This is a genomic window from Streptomyces europaeiscabiei (genome assembly GCF_001550375.1).
GTDB lineage: Bacteria > Actinomycetota > Actinomycetes > Streptomycetales > Streptomycetaceae > Streptomyces > Streptomyces europaeiscabiei.
Window position 1 is genome coordinate 12,872 of record NZ_LRTR01000670.1, and the last position, 15,795, is coordinate 28,666.

Sequence of the window (15,795 nt, forward strand, 5' to 3'; positions counted from 1 at the left end):
TCATCCTCCCTGGGACACGACGCGACGGCCGGCCAGGTCCCAGAGCCGGCGGGTCAGCAGGGCGAGCAGCACGATCCAGACGGCCTGGATCGCCATCTGCCCGAAGGCGTCGCCGATACCGATCCGCCCGACGTAGATGGAGAGCGGTACGCCGAGGGTCGCCTGGAACGGCAGGAACGCGCTGAGCGTGATGAACCAGTCCGGGAAGTACCAGAGCGGGGCGTACACACCGGAGAGCAGGTTCTGTGCGAAGACGAGGATCATGAGGGCCGCCTCGTTGCGCAGGGTCCAGAAGCACATCAGGTCGACCAGCATCATCACGTAGTACAGGACGAGTTGGCCGAGCAGCATGCTGACCGCGAAGACCCCGGCCACCGAGGGGGAGGCGGGCGGGGCGACGACCCCGACGGCGAGAGACAGCACGTATCCGGCGAGCACCCAGCCGAAGCCGTACAGCTGGTCGCCGAGGGCGCGCAGCGCGTAGTAGCGCTGGGGCTTCATCGGCCGCAGGTACCAGTAGACGATCGTCCCGAAGTGCAGATGCTGGATCACCGTGTCGCGGCCCGCGCGCCGGTCGAGGCCGCGGATGCGGTTGGCGAGCACGGCGAGTACGGCGTAGCCGACGGCCTGGGTCTCGTTCAGCCCGGCGCTGGAGTCGGTGTTCGCGTACAGCCCCCGCCAGAGGTAGACGACCAGGCAGACCTGGACGAGGAGCCGTATGGCGGTGGCGGTCATCCGGGGCGGGGTGAGCAGCTCGCCCCGGGGCGTGATCCAGGAGACGCGGCGGGCGCGGGAGAGGGCGGACGGGGTGGAGGGGGTGGCCGGGGTGGCCGGGGTGGCTGTGGCGGCCATGGCTCAGCCGCCCTGGGGGGCGGACGTGACGGTGGCCGGTTCCCGGGACGGGATGTCGCTGAGGTAGGCGGCGCGCATGACGTCCTCCAGGTCGTTCTCCTCCAGCGCCAGATCCGCGACGCGGAACCGCCCGATGATCGCCTTGAGAGCCTCGTGGACGGTGGGCGCGTCCTCCCCGACCGGCCCGAAGACGACCCGCGGCCCTTCCCGGCGCAGCACACCGATACCGGCGAACCCGGGCAGAGGCACGGGGCCGATCTGCTCGACCTGGTCGATCTGTTCAATCTGCTCGATCTGTTCGATCTGTTCGATCTGTTCGACGTCGGCCGGGTCGGCGAGCGTGGCGCGGACCTGCCAGGTGCCGCCGAAGCGGCGCCGGATCTCCTGGAGCGAGCCGTCGAGGACGATCCGGCCGTGGTTGATCAGCACGACGCGCTCGGCAAGCCGTTCCACCTCGGTCATGTCGTGCGTGGTGAGCAGGACGGTGCGGGCCCGCTCCTCGACCTGGTGCCGCAGGAACCGCCGTACCTGCTCCTTCACCACCACGTCCATGCCGATGGTGGGCTCGTCGAGGAAGACGACGGGCGGGTCGTGCAGCAGCGAGGCGGCGAGATCGCACCGCACGCGCTGCCCCAGCGACAGATGCCGGACCCGGGTGTCCCAGAACTCGGAGAGTTCGAGCAGCCCGTCGAACTCCTCGATCCTCGCCCGGAATTGAGCCTCGGGAACGCCGTAGATATCCCGCAGAATCTCGAACGACTCACGGGCGGGCAGATCCCACCACAGCTGCGTCCGCTGCCCGAACACGGCCCCGATGTTGTGGGCGTTGCGCTCCCGGTCCCGGTGCGGGACGGCCCCGGCGACGAGCGCCTCACCGGAGGTGGGCGTCAGGATCCCGGTAAGCATCTTGATGGTGGTGGACTTCCCGGCCCCGTTGGGACCGAGCAGTGCGAGCAACTCCCCCTCACCCACACTGAAGTCGACGTCCTGCACAGCGACCTTGTCCACGCGCAACGGACTGACGAGCGACTTGAGCGCCCCCGCGAAGCCGGGCCGCCGTACGGTCGTCCGGAACACCTTGGACAGCCCGCGCGCCTCGATCACCGCAGACAACGCCATCACATCCCCTCACACCAGCCCATTCGAAATACCGAACAACATCCGAAGCAACGGCGGCATGCTAGGCCCGCCACCCGAACCAGAAAACCGATTTACTGGCCGCCCTCACCCCACCCCCGGGACCACCACCCCCGCCTGACCACCCCGAGTCCCTACCCACACCCACCCACCCACCACCCGCTACACTGACCGGGCACCTTGCCTTCGTAGCTCAGGGGATAGAGCACCGCTCTCCTAAAGCGGGTGTCGCAGGTTCGAATCCTGCCGGGGGCACCAGCCAAAAGGCCCCGGACCGATCATGGTCCGGGGCCTTTGACATCCACTTTTGACATCAACGAGGGCGGTCACTCGCAACCGGCCGCCTCTTGAGCAGCCGATCCATGTGGCTGATCGCCTCGCGCTGCGTGTCCTGCACGACGTGCGTGTACACGTCCATGGTGATGCTGATCTGACTGTGCCCAAGGATCTCCATCACGACGCGGGGCGCGACTCCGGCAGCCGTGAGGAGGGTGGCCGTGCCGTGCCGAGCGTCATGGAGCCGGATGACTCGAAGGCCGGCGGTCTCGGCGACGCGGGTGAAGGAGCGGTAGACGTTCCGAGGCTCGACCTGGCGACCGGTGCGGGTAGTGAAGACGTACCCCGACTCGTGCCACTGCTCCCCCGCCTTGGCGCGAGCGGCGGTCTGCCGCATGCGGTGCCAGCGCAGCGGGGCGACGCAGAGTGCGGGCAGAGGGACGACACGTCGGCGACGGCTCTTAGGGTCGTCGTCGTACAGGACACCACGGCGTCGCTGGGTCTGCTGGCGGACGTAGAGGACGCGGTTTTCGAGGTCGAGGTCAGACCAGCGCAGACCGATGATCTCTCCCCGGCGCAGGCCCATGGCGATGGCGAGCACGAAGGCCGCGTAGAGCGGGTCTCTGCGGGACGCGGCGAGGAAGTCGAGCGTCTCGTCCAGGCTCCAGGGCATCAGCTCCCGGTTGTCCGTACAGGGCGGCTCGACGAGCTTGGCGACGTTGCGCGCGATCAGCTCCTCTCGACAGGCGGATGACAGAGCGGAACGCAGCACGCGGTGCGATTCCTTGGCTGTTGCTGCGGTGGCCTCCTTCTCCAGGCGGACGAGGAAGCGGCGTACATCGGCGACGCCGAGGGATTCGAGCCGCTTGGCACCAAGCAGAGGCACCAGGTAGAGCCGAACGTGTGACTCGTACTTGTCGTACGTGCTGAGCTTCCGCCGAGGCTTGATCACGTTGTCCAGCCAGTACGGCAGCCACTCGGAGAGCTTGGCAGAGCGGGTCGGCACGGGCACGCCCTGGTCGACCTTGGCGAGCAACTCCCGGCGCTTGGTGTCGCACTCGGCCCAGGTCTTGCCGTAGGCGAACTTACGGGCGCGGGTGCCGTCCGGCTGGAGCACGTAGACGGCGCACTGAAAGCGACCATCCTTGCGCTTGGTGATCGTGCCCGCCCCGTTCGGGTTGCGTTTGCGCTGGCCGGCCATCAGGCTGCCGCCTCCATTTCGTGGGTGATGTAGTCGCTGAGGGCCCGCGCGGGAATACGGCGGCAACGGCCGATGGTGATCGAGGGGAGCCGTCGTGAGCGGATCAGGTCGTAGACCGTCGACCGGCCGAGCTTGAGGCGCGCCATGACGTCAGCCACGGTCAGCAGCTCGTCGTCACGCATGCGTCGGTTCTCCTTCTGTTCCGGGGGCGGGTGCGAGGGATTCGGCGAGCCAGGCTTCGGTGTCGGAGAGTCCGGTTCCGGCGAAGACCCAGTGGGCGAGGACGTACGTCGTGTCGGGCGCCGGTCCGTTGGCCGTTGCGGCTTGGGCGCGGCGCCATTCGGCGCGGGCGTCGCGGAGGGCGCCGAGGGTGGTGGAGTAGCGGCGGGATTTGGTGGAGAAGTGGCCGCGGAAGCCGAGCATGTGGGCCCAGGCTCGTAGGCGGAGGTGTTCGAGGCTCTTGCGTGCGCCGAGGGTCCAGGCGGTTCGGATGAGGCGGCGGGCGTGGTCGCTGATGTCGAGATGAGCCAGCTCGGCGGCGAACTTCAGCGGTCGGTCGAGAGCTCCCGTGGCTGTTTCGGCGCCCTTGGTGGCGTACTTGGCGATGTACGAGGCGACGGCGCGTTCGGTCAGTTCCTGGCCGTCGTTGAAGTCGGCGGAGCGGATGGTGCGCACGTCGAGTTGGCGGCCGAAGGTGAAGGTGTGGGCGCGTCCGTCGATGGCCGGGCCGTCCACGCGAACCTTGACTGCCGCTGCCTCGATGGCGTCGGTGAGGAGTTCGGCGGTTGCCCAGGCCGGGGGTGGGGTGTCGCCGCCGGTGGGGCCGTCGATGCGGATGACGGCGTGGAAGTGGACGGCGCCACGCTTTTGGTACTCGGCGACCTTGGCGAAGGAGACGCGGGCGTGGTCGCGAAACCGGCGTTGTGACAGGCCCGCACGCTTGGCGACCTCTCGGCGCAGGTAGGTGGAGAAGCGTCGCCAAAGCGGACCGGCGTGCGCGTTCCAGAGAACGGCCGCTTCGTAGTCGTAGGTGTCCGGGTCGAGTGCGGTACCGAGTTCGGCGTAGTCCTGGTCGTGGCGGGTGCCGCAGCGGCAGGGGCGCCCGCTGGAGGGGCGGTTGTGGACCGGGCCGAAGCTCGGGGCGGTGAAGGTGGCGAAGACGCGGGGGTGGGTGGCGACGTGTTCGGGGGTGCCCTTGCCGCCGCGCAGGCCGGAGGTGATCAGGTGGAAGGTGTCGCGGCGGTAGACCTCGGAGCAGGCCGCGCACCGAGTCGTGCGGCGGTTGTTGCAGCGGACGAGGAGTTGGCCGGCCGGGAGGTGGGTGGAGTCGAGGTGCTGGAGGACGCGGCCGATCTCGCCGGTCGTGGTGTCGACGTCGTGCTCGGTGCGGTGGCCGTCGAGGCGGATCGGGTTGACGCAGCCACCAAGTCCGGAGAGTTGGCGGAGGATACCGGGCAGGGTGCCGTGCTCGGCCAGCTTCGCGAGTTCCGGGAGCGGGGGCGGTGTGGTGCGGGTGAAGATGGCGATTCTCCTTCTGACTGGCTCGGTCAGGAGTGATGGCCCCGGGGCGGCGGATGCTTGGTCGTGTGTGCCGCCCCGGGTACCGGGCGCGTTCAGCGCCGGTTCTGTTCGCGGATCAAGGAGCGCAGGACCACGGCCGCGATGGCGACGGAGACGGCCGAGACGGCGACGGCGGCCAGGAGCGCGGTGAGGACGACACCGCCGACGACCACGGCCGCCACGACTCCGGGACTGACGGAGACCGCCGGGAGCGAGCGCCGTACGGGCATCGGATCGGCCGGGGCGTGGGTGTGTGCGGGCGGCGGGGTGGCGCTGTCGGGGTACTTGGGCAGGAACACGGTCAGACTCTCCTCATCTACTCGTCTAGGTATGTGAGCCGTTTATGACGTCCACGCCGGAGCGGGTGCCGGACTCGATGGCGGGAGCGAGGAAGGTCTGCGAGAGGTAGAAGCCGAAGAGGGCGATCAGTACGACGACCCAGGTGCGGACGCCGAGGAACTTGACCGCTCCCCAGGCGAAGAAGCCGAGGACGACGACGAGCGGCAGGCTGACGGTCACGGTGCGGAGCTCCCTTTCAGCGGACGGGGCAGCGGTGGGTGCGGGCGGCCAGCTCGGCGGCGGCTCGGCTGTCGTAGTCGGCGGAGAAGCCGCAGCGCGGAGCCGTACAGGCGGCGGTGTGCTTTTCACGGCCCCGGCCGTCGTAAGACGTGGCGACCTGGACGGGGCCGATGCGGGTGCCGTTGCGGAAGCGGCGGTTGGGCATGATCAGTCCTCCTGTCGCAGGCTGGGGCCGGGGAATTCGTGCAGGATGCGGGCGGCTTCGGCGGGGTCCGTGACGCGGTCGGCGGCTTCTTCGGCGAGGAGCCGGGCCAGCGTGGTCCGACCGCTGAGGGCCATCTCGCGGGCTGCTTCGAGGTAGTCGGCGGCGGTGTTGAAAGAGAAGAGGGGCACGGGTCAGCTCCCGGTCGGGGCGAGGTGGGCGGCGATGGCTTCGGCCATGGGCGCGGGGACGCCGAGGCGAGCCCGGAGGGTCGGGGTGTCGATAGGTGTTCCGGTGCGGGTGTGGTGTTCGGCGGCGACCTTGCGGGCGTGTTCGACCAGGGCGGCCGGGACGGGTACGGCGGGCCGCTCGGGCGGCGGTGGCTCGATGGCCGGTGGTGTCGGCGGCGGTTCCTCGGGGGCGAGTTCGGGCGCGTGCCCCTGGTCCACGGTGTGCTCCGTGTCCTCGCGGTCCTTGTGGTCTTGGCCGGTTGTCGCGGGGGCAGTGTGGGCGAGGAGGGTTCCGCCGAGGAAGGCGACGGCGGGCCAGCCCGCGACGAGGATGCGCAGCCAGGCCGGGACATCGTTGAGGTCGAGTAGGCCGGCGGTGGCGACGTTCGCGCCGAGGGAGGCGGTGAGGGCGATGACGAACCAGCACCACCCGGCCGCTTTCGCCTCACCGGTCCGCAGTCGGCGCCAGGCGGCGACGAGCAGCAGGTCGACCGAGACGGGATAGGCCCACGCTTTCCACCCGTCCTGACCGGCAGCCGAGGCGATGTCGTGCAGGTGGGCGAAGGACAGCGCGGCGGCGATGAGCGCCTGGACGAGCACCGCGTCGACACGGGCCAGTTGGGCGCGCATGGTGCGGCTCCTTCCGGTTTCAGGCATGGCGGGGGTAGGGAGTTGGCGCGAGGCGGTCACGCCGACCGGGGTGAGGGGTGGGCGAAGGTCAGTCGGTCACCGGGTGCGGCTGCACCGTCGGGGCCGAGGACTCCACGGGCCGTACGGGGATGTCGGGCCGGAAGGGCTTGAGCGTGGGCAGGTCGGGCACCAGATGGGCCGAGTCCCGGCAGATCCCGGCAGCGGCGCCGAGGGACAGGTATGGCGTGCGGATGCGGGACCAGCCGCCGGAGGTGTCACCGGCCACGGCCAGGCCGGGCAGTTCGGGAGCGATGGCGCAGGCGGCGAAGACCGCCTCAGGGGCGATGTCGCCGAGTGCCATCTTCGCGGAGGCTTCGTCGTTGACGCGGTGGCAGACCCGGCCGGTGAGCTGGGCCCGGAGCATGGTGGCGCCCTTGCCCAGCTCGGCGCCGAAGCGCTGCCCGCAGACCTCCAGGTAGATCCCGGCGGCGCGGCCGAGCTGGGCAAAGCGGATGAGCTGGGTGACCATCTCGTCGCGCCGTTCCTCGTCCTTCTTCGTGGCGACGAGGAAGAGTTCTGCCACCTCGTCGACGAACAGCACGATCGGCACGGGGCGTTCGCTGTCGGGCAGGCCCCAGATGTCGGAGGTGATCTCCTCGTCGGGGGTGCCGGGGGCGATGCCCTGCCGGGCTTTGATCAGGTCGTATCGGTCCTCCATCTCCTTGACCAGCACGGGTAGCAGCTCGGCGGCTTCGTCGGCGTCGGTGGCGAGGGCGGAGAGCCGGGAGGCGAACGGCGCCAGCTCCACGCCCCGCTTGCAGTCGATGCCGACCAGGGCGATGGGCTGTCGGGCGAGTCCGGTGATCAGGTGTCGCAGGTACATGGACTTGCCCGAGAGCGTGGCGCCGAGGGTGAGTTGGTGCGGGATGGTGCGGTAGTCGCGCACGAACGGGGTGGCGTCCTCCCGCAGTGCCACGGGCACCTTGAGGAGTTCGGCGGCGGCCTTCCGAGGCATCCGCACGTTCCGCAGCACGTCGAAGCCGACGAGCCGCAGTTCGACCACGCCCGGCTTGACGGTCGAGACGTACACGGCGTGAACGCCCCAGGCGTGCCGCAGCCGTTCGGCCGAGGCGGCGACGTCGGCGGGTTCCTGCCCGGGAGCGAGCCGGAGGCGAAGCCGCAGCCCGGTCGAGGTGGGCCGGATGATGCCCCGACGGGGCGGAACGGGCCGGACCTCCCGCCGGGTGGTGGCCTTCACAGCGAGGACCCGCAGCCGGGACGGCGCCACGGTGAGACCGCAGGCCTCCATGACCGCGCCGTAGGAGCCGAGGAGCCGGGCGGTGGATATCGGCAGGCCGACCGTGGGCCAGTACACGCGAGGGTACTTGGCCCGGGTGTAGGCGGCCCCGCCACCGAGCGCGGCGACAGGACCACCCACCTCCAGAAGAGTCACCAGATCGGACATCAGGCGGTGGCTCCCATGGCGGCCGGGAAGGCGGCCGGAGTCACGGCGGCGGCACGGAAGGCGATGCCATGCCGCTGCTGCCCGTTGAACACGCTCTCCCACGGCCGGGCGACCAGCCCCGGCAGCGAGACCGGCGCCCCCAGCGCCAGCCCCTCAGCCACACCGCCCTCAGGAACGGTGACCTTGACCAGCGACGACTCCCCGTCCTCGATGTAGACGACGCCGAGCGTCATCAGCGCCTCACCGCTGACGGCGTCCTTGGCGATCTCGCCCGTCTGCCGGTCCCGGACCTTGGGCTCAGGGGCCTCGGTCAGCAGGATCGTGGCGGCCGAGGTCTCAACACGAATGGTGCGCAAGGCAAATCACCCATCTACTCGTCTATACATGATGCGGTCTGCGAACCCGATCTCCGGGCTCATGCGGACCACCCTGCCACACCACTTGCCCACTCGTCTATACGAGTATGCCTGTTGGGGTGTACGAGTCGGAGAAGCGTCCCCCGCGCACCACCGCAAATCACCTCATCACGTCGCCGGAAGCTGATACGACAGCACGTACGCGTCCGCCGCCATGACCGTGTCGCAGACCTCCACGGCCCGCCCCTCGGCGTTGAAGGCGGTACGGATCAGATGGATCACCGGCACGCCGGAGGCCAGCCGAAGCGTCTTCACCTCAGCCGGTGAGGGCATCCGGGCGCGAATCTCCTCCTCGAAGTGGTCGAGCCGGTGGCCCAGCTCTTCGAGACGGGCGTAGATACCGCCGGGCCCGGGGTTCGGCTCAGCGATCGGCGTACCGCGGGCGATGTCGAGCGGCAGATACGAGGTGGCGAACTCGACCGGCCGCCCGTCGAGCAGATAGCGCCGCCGACGAGCCAGCACCCGCCGCACGGAGCCGAGCCGAGTGGAGACGTCCTGACTGGCCTTCTCTTCCTTGACCTCAAGGCTGTCGACCTGCGGGTGACTGCCGGCGGCGTTGGCTTCGACGATGAAGGCAGCCTTGCCCTGCTCGCGGTGGCGCCGGGCGAACCGGTCGGAGGCGAGCCTTCGCACGGGCGGCCGGGGCCGGACGAAGACGCCCTTGCCGTGCTCGGCGTGCACGAGCCCTTCGCCCTGGAGGACGGAGAAGGAGTTGCGGACCGTCATCCGGGATACCCCGTAGTGGTCAACAAGCTCAGCCTCCGAGGGCAACTTTTCACCCTCCTTGAACCGCCCCCGGTCGATGGCCTCGCGCAACTGGTCGGCGATCTGCCGAAACACCGCACGATCGCTCGTGGGGTCGAGATCACCGAGGAAGCCGGAAGGAAGAGAGGGCACGTGTACTCCTTTAGATATCTAGACGAGTGGGCGATTGTTGTTGCTACGGTGGAGAGCCTAGCCAGCCGAGAGGGCCGAGGAACGTGAGCACCGACCGTCCGCACTCCGTGAGCGTCGCCGGAGTCATCGTCGACGACCAGGGCCGGGCCCTCTTGATCAAACGCCGCGACAACGGCAAGTGGGAACCCCCGGGCGGAGTCCTCGAACGCGAGGAAACTCTTCCCGAGGCCCTCCAGCGTGAAGTGCTCGAAGAGACCGGCATCAAGATCGCGCTTCCCGCGACCCTGACCGGCGTCTACAAGAACATGACGGGCCTGATCGTCTCGCTGGTCTTCCGGTGCGAAGCGGCCGACGGCACACCGACCACCGGCGACGAGACCCGCGCACTGCGCTGGGCCACCCGTGAAGAAGTCACCGAGCTTGCCGACGAGGCATACGCGATCCGCGTCCTGGACGCATTGGACGCGGCATCCCCGCCGGCCATCCGCGCCCACGACGGCGTGAAACTCGTCTAGCCCGAACCCGCTGCACATGGCGGCCTACCAGCATGAAGGAACTTATATGCACGAGTATACGAGCACCGCCCGGGTCTGGGGACTCACTTGCCCAGGATTTCCGGAAGAGGTGAGCCGGGCCCGCCGCTGGACCCGCGACATCCTGCGCGGATCCCCTTTGGCCGACGACGCCGAGCTGATCGTGAGCGAGCTGAGCGCGAACGCGATCCTCCACACGGCCAGCGGCATGGAATCCGGCAGCTTCCACCTGGCCCTCGCGGTGACCCGGCAGGTGATCGCCCTGTCGGTCACGGACGGCGGAGGAACCGGAACGGCCCCCAAGGCCGAGCACCAGGACGAGACGGCCGAACACGGCCGGGGCCTGGGCATGGTCACCGCACTCGCCCACCGAGTCGTGGTCCACGGCAGCGAGGGCGGCTACACGGTCACCGCGGAACTGTTCACCGGCACCCGCCCGGGAGACCACCTGTGCTGAACGGCGAAGCCCGCCGGGGCTACTGGTGCGAGTGCTGGACCAAAGACCTCGCCGACGAGGGCGGGCTGGAACTGCGGGCGTCATTCGATGCCTACACGGCACCCCAGGCCGACCGATGGGTTGCCGTCGCGCTCCGCACGATCTCACCGGCATTCGACCCGGAAGCATCCGAGCAGGCATGGCAGTGGCTGTACGACGGCCGCATAGAGACACGACGAGCCCTCCTGCGCTCCGAGCCCTGCACCGTGTCCGTCACCTTCTTCACCACCCGCATCACATGGACAATCCGACCAGCGATTTTCCTACCCCTCGCACACCGCCAAGGCACAGAACTCCCAGCTTGCGCATACGACTTCAAGCCCCGACCGCCCCAGCAGACCGACTGAGTTACAACTTTCTCTACTGGTTCAAGGCGCCGCGCAAGCGCGTCGCGCGCGGCCCGACCCCCGGCCGGGCCTGCACTCCTGTCTCCGCCCCGCTTCAGCCCGGCCGGCGCCCGTGCCGCGCTCAGGGCATACAGCCACCTGATGCCAGAGAAAGGGTACGTCGTGGCTTGGGCGGTCGGCTCCGCGGCTTTACGGAGCCACTTTGGCGCGAGCCTCGAAGATCATGGCCCCAACGTCGTGCTTTACCGGGCAGGTCCACAGACTGCCCGACGCGCCGGAAGCTTACGGGGCCATGATCACTCACGCCAAAGCAGCGCCACCCCAAAGCCGCTCCGCCGACCTTGGCTACTCAACAGACGTCGCGCGTCACCGACCCGAATACGCTCAGAGCCAGCGTGGCAGGCGGAGCCATTTCCGGGTGCGCCGGGCCGGCATTAGGGGAATGGGCGGGCGGCTTTGCCGGATTCGTACGTAGGCAGCGGTGAAGGCCAGAGTCTCGCTATCCGACGCACCCATCGCAGTGACCAGTGCTTTCAAACGGTGTTCGTCAGCAAGCAAGGCGGTAGCGTCCAGGGCTCTCTCCAGGGTGTCCTCAAGCGCTTCCTTGATGGTCCGCAGCTCGGGATAGGCGGTCTCCGCCATACGCAGCACCGGCCAGGCTTCAGCACCTCCGGCACGCTCCCGTAATGTGCGCAGCGCCTGGCTCAGTTGAGCGGGAACGTCCGCGTTGTCTAGGTGCCACGTCAGCGCAGCCGGATCACCGATCGTCAGCTCGGTGCGCTTCTCGTGTTCCGTTGCCCCTTCTTGCTCCAACTGGCGCAGGCTTCGCTCGATTTTCCTTGCTTCCAGTTCGGCCTCTTCAAGGGCCGCGTCTGTTCTCCTGCTACGAAGGTTCATACGCTGCAAGACGGGCAACTTGACTCCGGCAAGGTCCACTTCCCTTCTTCCGGACATTCCCCGAAGTCGGGATCGAGCTAGGGTCAAATCATCCTGGAGAATCCGCACTTCCCGGTCGAGTTCACGCATCCTCAGCATGACCGATTCCCGCTCCAGGGGGGCGACCATTCGACCCTTGTCGCGATTTAGGCGAGAACGCAACTCATCCACCTGGCCTTCGACAACTCTGAGGCAATCGACAAGATAGGCGGCCTGATGTTGAGACGGCGAAGCAATCATATGCGCCCGATGATGCAATTCACCAAGCTCCGTAAATTCAGCATCGGAGAGTTGAATTCCCGCGCTCGTCAGGAATTCTCCGAGGTTCCTCAGGAAGCTCGCAGGAGGAAGTGCAGTCCCGTGAATATATTTGGATAGATTCGGGGCTTTACACCCAACTCCTAGAGCCAAAGATCCTTTACTGTTTCCATCGGAAGCTGTATAGCAATTCACCAGCTCATCCAGCGCACGGGCGAACCGCTGCCTCGCCTCACGTTGTTCTCTTGAGTCCACAGCCCTCAACTCCCCCCGAACAGCCGCAGCCGACCCTGACGCACTCGGCCGCTCGTTGCCTCAACAGGCAACAGCCTACGTCACAGACCTGCCGATTTTCTTAGAAAAGCAAAACCTAGTTGCGCCTAGAGGCAACCGCCTTCCGTCGCCCAACATCGAGGCATCGGACGGGCAACCATGCCCACCCAACCCGAGAAGGCGAGCGTGATCACCATGAGGAGAATTCTTGGCCATCGCTTTTATCGCTGCACGCCGGATGCGGAACGCGAGCCCGATAAGCGCCACTTCACCGGGCTTGCCAAGCGCGAACAAGTGGCGGATGCTCGAACAGAATCAGATTCGCTCCGCCTGGTACAGATGTGGAAACAGAGCGCGATTTTGTCTTCGATTCTGGGCGGCGCGGCGAGCGGCGCGGCACGGTCAACCTTCACCTGGCTTATCGGACTACTGACGGATCACCAAAAGTGAGGGGGGGATTTCCCTAGTAATAGTGGTCAGGGCGCGCTGACCCGGCGGCGGGCAAGGGCTGCCCGAGTGTGGCTCTTGCCCCTGGCGCGTTTGCGAGCCTCGTAGATAGCGTCCTTATGGGTAGTACATCATGCCTGTGTCATCGAGGCTGCCGTCTTCGAACTTGAGGAGTCTGGCACCAGCAATGACACGGTGGATGAGACTGCCTTCGCCCCGGATCTATGAACATATGTCAAGAACCACGCAAGGTAGTTGCATGCCTAATCGCAACTTCGTCGAGCACCCTGTGCGGCGATGCTGTGAAGATCCGAGGACTGCTCAGGTTGCACGACCGAGCCGTCTGGTCGCCGATCTACGCGATCCCCGGAACGCTGAACAAAGTCGCTGAGCGAGATCTTCATGCCCGAGTACGGCCCACGCCTTGAAGCGGCCATGGAGCGTCTCCGCGCGGATCTGTACAGGGGAGCCGGCAAGTTGACGATCGGACTTGCCCACGACCGACGCACCACAAGCGCACCAGTTGGAGCGGGGAACAGCGGGGAATCACGGTGAAGGCGACCAACGGTGATGTGACCTGGTGTCATGCGAACGGCCAGGTCAGCGCCACTATGAGGCCCCAATGATCGCAGCTTCCCAAGCTGAGAGCTTTGAGGGTGGATGGCCCCCGAGTCGCCTTCACGGGCCGGCCGTCGCGGCTTGCTCTGGTCGACGGCACCGATAGCGTGGCTGAGGCCGGTGGGGGTGCAGCGAGGCACACGCGCGCCCAGTCGGCTTGCGCACCCGCCGTCGTGGCTGACTTTCGTCGGCTGGGGCTCCGGCGGACCGCATCGAAGGCGCCGCCGTCAGTCGAGCGCCGCACCGTAGCCGATCAAGGCTGGGCCGTCTCTGGGCCGTCCGAGGGCGCTCAACAGTGGCCAAGGACGACCAACGACGACCACCAGGCCCACGAGCCCACAACCCCTGACCAGCAAAAAACCCAGCTCACCAAGATCCCCGACAAGACCCAGGGCAAGAGGACGGGTCTTGTCTCGCCAAGTGAGTCCCAATCGGCCTCCACAGTGGGCATGAAGCGGCGTGCAATTACAGATCGTAACGACATTGTCACAGCGGAACCGGTAGCGGTTTACGGGTTGTTGCGAACAGCCAAGCTGCCATCATGTCAACCTTTCAGCAGCGGATACGGGATGCCTGGCGGTTTGTAACTGGTACAGCAGTCCGTAAGACGATCACGGCCGTAGTTGCGATCGCGCTAACTGTAACGACGCTCCTGGTGAACTGGCGGACTCTGTTTCCTGAGAAAAGTGAGCCAGATAGATCGATTACACTTGACGAGCCCGGCGACGGTTCAATTATTCCTCGCTGTCTGGAAATTGCCTCAGGTCATGGAATCATCCCGAAAGGGAAACATCTCTGGGTCGCCGTAATGCCAGGTTCGAGCGCAGAGGGCGACAAGCGCTTCACCCTCGTAGGCAAGGGAGAGGCCACTCAAACGAGCACAAGAGGAAAGGGTAGCTGGAAGGTTGCCCAAGTCAATGTCGGTGGCGAGAATCGCGTCAATGTCCACTATCGGATCTTCGCAATTCTCTTGTCTGATGACATCAATTCAATGGTGATCAAATCGGCCGTAAACGTAACCGACTATGATGACAAGGTTTCACCCGTCCCCGGTGCAGCCAGGTGGCGCATTGAATACGGCACTCTTCCAGGTGAACGATCGGATCCCGTTGAGGTGATTCGGAAGGGAAGTAACGAGAAGACCTGCAAGTCAGAATCCTGGTGATCCAAGAAATCTGACGCAGTGCTCAGTCGGCCATGGCCTATCCGTGGACTCGTCCCGCCTGATCTGCCACGTGCAGGCCCGTGACCTGCTGCGTTGCCCCCGTCTCAAGGGGCCTCCGGAGCCGTTGCTGTATTGGTGACGCAGCTCAGCGCAGGGACCGCCGCTCGTCTACGTGACGTGCCGGCACACCTAGGAACACGTCGGGCGTCGCAGGGCCGTAAAGGATGTTGAACGTCTCCAGTCGATAGGACCAGGCTCCGTCACAACGGCCAACGAACCGGTAGTTGATCTGCCATTGCAACCATTGGCCAGGAGCCAGACGAACGGCGGGCGGGCGCCGATTGCGTCGTGGCATGGCAAACATGCTCACCTCTGGAGGATCCACGCGCAGCAGCCCATCTACCTCGCGGAGAACCGTCCCGGTTGCCGACAGATCCTGCACCTGTGTACGAGGCTCGAAGGAATCGGACTCCCGCATGGCGACCCCGTGGAGGGCAGAACTCAAGCCCGCAGGCAGCAAGAAGGCCGTTGGGGCGGCGTTTCTGCGAGCAGCTTCAGATCCGCCACGCGACTTCTTCGTCCACGACGTGCACACCCGCTGAACGACAGCATCCATGGCCCAATCATCGAGCGAGACGCCACACTGCGGCCACAGAGTTACGTGTCGCGCCAGAACCGTGCCAGATACAGCGGGGAACCACGGGGAACAGCGGTCACCCACCCAGAGACGCCCTCAGGCCATGACGCCGCTCAGCAGCAGGTCAGCGGGACTGTCGACCCCGTAGAACCCAAGCTTCCCAAGCTGAGGGCATTGGATCTGCGACGGCGGTCCGGCCGTCGCGGCTTGCCGTGGTCAAACACCGGGCAGCGGCAGCTCTGTGCAGATGCGGCGTTGACCTGTCACGATCAAGCCGTGGCCAACCTGTCGAAGATCGCAGATCGTCTGGACGCCGTCATGGACCTGATGGGTCCGGTGATCGGCGTCATAGCGCTGGCAGTGGGCATCCAGACCTACCGTGACGGTGGATCTGTGGGTTGGCCCCTGGCGGGAGCGACGCTACTCGTGACCAATCTCTTGGTGGCTTGGCGCCGGCTCTCCGGGCGTCGGCGCCCGAATGCCTCGTCGTAGCGACGCCACGCGGCCATCCTGCTTGCTCAAGTGCCCCCGGTGGGACATTGCCGGGGCGACAGCTGATGAGCTGCGGTACAGCAACCCCAGCGACGCCAGCAATCGACCATGACCGACAGCCCCCTGAGAGGCCCAACGACGGCTTCTATGACCCCCGTTGGCCGATCTCTGTCGAGCTACGGATCAGCAGGTTGCAGGTTCGAATCCT

General features: G+C 66.8%; 20 protein-coding genes and 1 tRNA gene. 7 read left to right on the forward strand and 14 right to left on the reverse strand.

Annotation, left to right across the window (positions count from 1 at the left end):
- Window positions 1-852 (reverse strand): ABC transporter permease, encoded by an 852-nt coding sequence (locus tag AWZ10_RS32780; RefSeq protein WP_060892794.1) that lies wholly within the window; start codon window positions 850-852, stop codon window positions 1-3.
- Window positions 853-855: 3 nt separating this feature from the next.
- Window positions 856-1,971 (reverse strand): ABC transporter ATP-binding protein, encoded by a 1,116-nt coding sequence (locus AWZ10_RS32785; protein ID WP_060892795.1) that lies wholly within the window; start codon window positions 1,969-1,971, stop codon window positions 856-858.
- A 200-nt stretch (window positions 1,972-2,171) separates the two neighbouring features.
- Here AWZ10_RS32785 and AWZ10_RS32790 point away from each other — a divergent pair.
- Window positions 2,172-2,247 (forward strand) — tRNA-Arg (locus tag AWZ10_RS32790).
- Between the two features lie 55 nt (window positions 2,248-2,302).
- Here the strand turns inward: AWZ10_RS32790 and AWZ10_RS32795 are convergent.
- From AWZ10_RS32795 to AWZ10_RS32850, 11 genes are all read right to left on the reverse strand, one after another.
- A complete protein-coding gene (locus AWZ10_RS32795) occupies window positions 2,303-3,466 on the reverse strand; it encodes a tyrosine-type recombinase/integrase (protein ID WP_107417540.1) in 1,164 nt (387 codons plus the stop codon).
- Entirely contained in the window at window positions 3,466-3,648 is a 183-nt protein-coding gene (locus AWZ10_RS32800; protein WP_037705495.1) for a helix-turn-helix domain-containing protein, read from the reverse strand. The genes AWZ10_RS32795 and AWZ10_RS32800 overlap by 1 nt, the downstream gene beginning before the upstream one ends.
- Window positions 3,641-4,924, reverse strand: a complete 1,284-nt coding sequence (locus AWZ10_RS32805) for a replication initiator (protein WP_079104531.1) — start codon at window positions 4,922-4,924, stop codon at window positions 3,641-3,643. Before AWZ10_RS32805 ends, AWZ10_RS32800 begins: the two co-directional genes overlap by 8 nt.
- Window positions 4,925-5,079: 155 nt before the next feature.
- Window positions 5,080-5,325 carry a hypothetical protein gene (locus AWZ10_RS32815; protein ID WP_060892798.1) on the reverse strand — a complete coding sequence of 82 codons (246 nt, stop codon included), beginning with the start codon at window positions 5,323-5,325 and terminating at the stop codon, window positions 5,080-5,082.
- Between the two features lie 25 nt (window positions 5,326-5,350).
- Window positions 5,351-5,545: a hypothetical protein gene (locus AWZ10_RS32820; RefSeq protein WP_013002341.1), complete on the reverse strand. Its 195-nt coding sequence runs from the start codon at window positions 5,543-5,545 to the stop codon at window positions 5,351-5,353.
- Between the two features lie 16 nt (window positions 5,546-5,561).
- The gene (locus AWZ10_RS32825) at window positions 5,562-5,753 is read right to left on the reverse strand and encodes a mobile element transfer protein (RefSeq protein WP_107417542.1); all 192 of its coding nucleotides are present in this window, start codon (window positions 5,751-5,753) and stop codon (window positions 5,562-5,564) included.
- Window positions 5,753-5,938: a hypothetical protein gene (locus tag AWZ10_RS32830; RefSeq protein ID WP_060892800.1), complete on the reverse strand. Its 186-nt coding sequence runs from the start codon at window positions 5,936-5,938 to the stop codon at window positions 5,753-5,755. The genes AWZ10_RS32825 and AWZ10_RS32830 overlap by 1 nt, the downstream gene beginning before the upstream one ends.
- A 3-nt stretch (window positions 5,939-5,941) precedes the next feature.
- Window positions 5,942-6,607, reverse strand: coding sequence for a DUF2637 domain-containing protein (locus AWZ10_RS32835; protein ID WP_060892801.1), 666 nt, complete (start codon window positions 6,605-6,607; stop codon window positions 5,942-5,944).
- Window positions 6,608-6,695: 88 nt separating this feature from the next.
- Complete coding sequence (locus tag AWZ10_RS32840) at window positions 6,696-8,072, reverse strand: FtsK/SpoIIIE domain-containing protein (RefSeq protein WP_060892802.1); 1,377 nt, start codon at window positions 8,070-8,072, stop codon at window positions 6,696-6,698.
- The gene (locus tag AWZ10_RS32845) at window positions 8,072-8,428 is read right to left on the reverse strand and encodes an SCO3933 family regulatory protein (RefSeq protein WP_060892803.1); all 357 of its coding nucleotides are present in this window, start codon (window positions 8,426-8,428) and stop codon (window positions 8,072-8,074) included. Before AWZ10_RS32845 ends, AWZ10_RS32840 begins: the two co-directional genes overlap by 1 nt.
- A 168-nt stretch (window positions 8,429-8,596) precedes the next feature.
- The gene (locus AWZ10_RS32850; RefSeq protein ID WP_060892804.1) at window positions 8,597-9,385 is read right to left on the reverse strand and encodes a GntR family transcriptional regulator; all 789 of its coding nucleotides are present in this window, start codon (window positions 9,383-9,385) and stop codon (window positions 8,597-8,599) included.
- A gap of 107 nt (window positions 9,386-9,492) precedes the next feature.
- On the opposite strand from AWZ10_RS32850, the gene AWZ10_RS32855 reads away from it, so the two are divergent.
- Genes AWZ10_RS32855 through AWZ10_RS48495 form a run of 3 tightly spaced genes read left to right on the forward strand, consistent with a single transcriptional unit; the run spans window position 9,493 to window position 10,761 of the window.
- Window positions 9,493-9,900, forward strand: a complete 408-nt coding sequence (locus AWZ10_RS32855; protein ID WP_060892820.1) for an NUDIX hydrolase — start codon at window positions 9,493-9,495, stop codon at window positions 9,898-9,900.
- 46 nt (window positions 9,901-9,946) lie between these two features.
- Entirely contained in the window at window positions 9,947-10,375 is a 429-nt protein-coding gene (locus AWZ10_RS32860) for an ATP-binding protein (protein WP_060892805.1), read from the forward strand.
- The gene (locus AWZ10_RS48495) at window positions 10,369-10,761 is read left to right on the forward strand and encodes a hypothetical protein (protein WP_079104532.1); all 393 of its coding nucleotides are present in this window, start codon (window positions 10,369-10,371) and stop codon (window positions 10,759-10,761) included. Before AWZ10_RS32860 ends, AWZ10_RS48495 begins: the two co-directional genes overlap by 7 nt.
- Before the next feature lie 384 nt (window positions 10,762-11,145).
- On the opposite strand, the gene AWZ10_RS51750 is transcribed toward AWZ10_RS48495, so the two are convergent.
- Window positions 11,146-12,210 (reverse strand): hypothetical protein, encoded by a 1,065-nt coding sequence (locus AWZ10_RS51750; protein WP_159058432.1) that lies wholly within the window; start codon window positions 12,208-12,210, stop codon window positions 11,146-11,148.
- A 204-nt stretch (window positions 12,211-12,414) separates the two neighbouring features.
- Here AWZ10_RS51750 and AWZ10_RS51755 point away from each other — a divergent pair, with 204 nt between their 5' ends.
- The 3 genes from AWZ10_RS51755 to AWZ10_RS48505 all read left to right on the forward strand — a co-directional run bounded on the left by AWZ10_RS51755 (window position 12,415) and on the right by AWZ10_RS48505 (window position 15,587).
- A complete protein-coding gene (locus tag AWZ10_RS51755) occupies window positions 12,415-12,678 on the forward strand; it encodes a hypothetical protein (RefSeq protein ID WP_159058433.1) in 264 nt (87 codons plus the stop codon).
- 1,156 nt (window positions 12,679-13,834) lie between these two features.
- Window positions 13,835-14,458, forward strand: a complete 624-nt coding sequence (locus tag AWZ10_RS51760; protein WP_159058434.1) for a hypothetical protein — start codon at window positions 13,835-13,837, stop codon at window positions 14,456-14,458.
- A 913-nt stretch (window positions 14,459-15,371) separates the two neighbouring features.
- A complete protein-coding gene (locus AWZ10_RS48505) occupies window positions 15,372-15,587 on the forward strand; it encodes a hypothetical protein (protein WP_079076821.1) in 216 nt (71 codons plus the stop codon).
- Window positions 15,588-15,795 lie beyond the last annotated feature (208 nt).

Coding starts and splice junctions, on each gene's coding strand:
- AWZ10_RS32795 (WP_107417540.1), bottom strand. CDS start 3,466: ATGGCCGGCCAGCGCAAACGCAACCCGAACGGGGCGGGCACGATCACC.
- AWZ10_RS32860 (WP_060892805.1), top strand. CDS start 9,947: ATGCACGAGTATACGAGCACCGCCCGGGTCTGGGGACTCACTTGCCCA.
- AWZ10_RS32835 (WP_060892801.1), bottom strand. CDS start 6,607: ATGCGCGCCCAACTGGCCCGTGTCGACGCGGTGCTCGTCCAGGCGCTC.
- AWZ10_RS32785 (WP_060892795.1), bottom strand. CDS start 1,971: ATGGCGTTGTCTGCGGTGATCGAGGCGCGCGGGCTGTCCAAGGTGTTC.
- AWZ10_RS32780 (WP_060892794.1), bottom strand. CDS start 852: ATGGCCGCCACAGCCACCCCGGCCACCCCGGCCACCCCCTCCACCCCG.
- AWZ10_RS32800 (WP_037705495.1), bottom strand. CDS start 3,648: ATGCGTGACGACGAGCTGCTGACCGTGGCTGACGTCATGGCGCGCCTC.
- AWZ10_RS51760 (WP_159058434.1), top strand. CDS start 13,835: ATGTCAACCTTTCAGCAGCGGATACGGGATGCCTGGCGGTTTGTAACT.
- AWZ10_RS32840 (WP_060892802.1), bottom strand. CDS start 8,072: ATGTCCGATCTGGTGACTCTTCTGGAGGTGGGTGGTCCTGTCGCCGCG.